The organism is Blautia faecis, assembly GCF_027662325.1.
GTDB lineage: Bacteria > Bacillota > Clostridia > Lachnospirales > Lachnospiraceae > Blautia_A > Blautia_A faecis.
This window is the reverse complement of record NZ_JAQDKY010000115.1, coordinates 1-674: the sequence shown is the minus strand read 5'-3', so window position 1 is coordinate 674 and position 674 is coordinate 1. Positions and strand designations below refer to the sequence as shown.

Here is a 674-nt window from a genome sequence, read left to right as displayed (position 1 = left end):
TCATTTTCCACAGAAGTTTGTTTTTTAAACTTCTCTAATTCCTCTCCAAATTTTTTCTCATCTGTTTTCTCAGGCATAAAGGTTTTCACGTAGATAACGTTCACCTTTCCAAATCCCTGTCTGCGTTTCTCAATCAGACCAATTCCTGTTTCGTCATCCAGCTCTCTCATGGATTTGATGGCTTTATTTCTGCCACAGTTCAGTAATTCCATGATATCTTCGATGGAAAAGTAGATATATGCTCTGTTTTTGTCGTCAAACCACTGATTCTTGATGGAAAGAGACATTCGATCCAACATCAGTCCATATAAAATTTTAGCATCGCTTGATAAATCTTTAAAATAGCTGTCTGTAAATAATGCTTTTGGTATGCGGTAGAAGCTGAACTGATCAGCTTCGGTACCGTAAAAATAATTAAATGTCATTTTTTTCTCCATAGTTTCCTCCTTTCATTTTCTGCTAAGAAGTCCTCTTTTTAAACTTCTTTGACATTGTTTTCTTAGCTTTTTCTCTCCTTAACAGGACTGTTCCTGCATCCACTTTTCTAATAATGATTCAATCACCTGCTCCATATCTTTGGCTGTATAATCATCCGGAAAATACTTTGTCAGTTTCTTTTCTGAGAAAGTAAGAGACCGGGATACTTTCTTTGCCATCACACAGTTATTGAAAAT

1 protein-coding gene and 1 pseudogene are annotated in these 674 nt (G+C 35.6%); both read right to left on the bottom strand.

Annotated features, from left to right (window positions below; all coding sequences use genetic code 11):
- The coding region (locus PGQ38_RS19400; RefSeq protein WP_270433216.1) for a replication initiator protein A at positions 1–437 on the bottom strand (437 nt) is incomplete at its 3' end.
- Between the two features lie 78 nt (positions 438–515).
- A pseudogene (locus PGQ38_RS20305) lies at positions 516–674 on the bottom strand (ParB/RepB/Spo0J family partition protein); the annotation flags it as partial.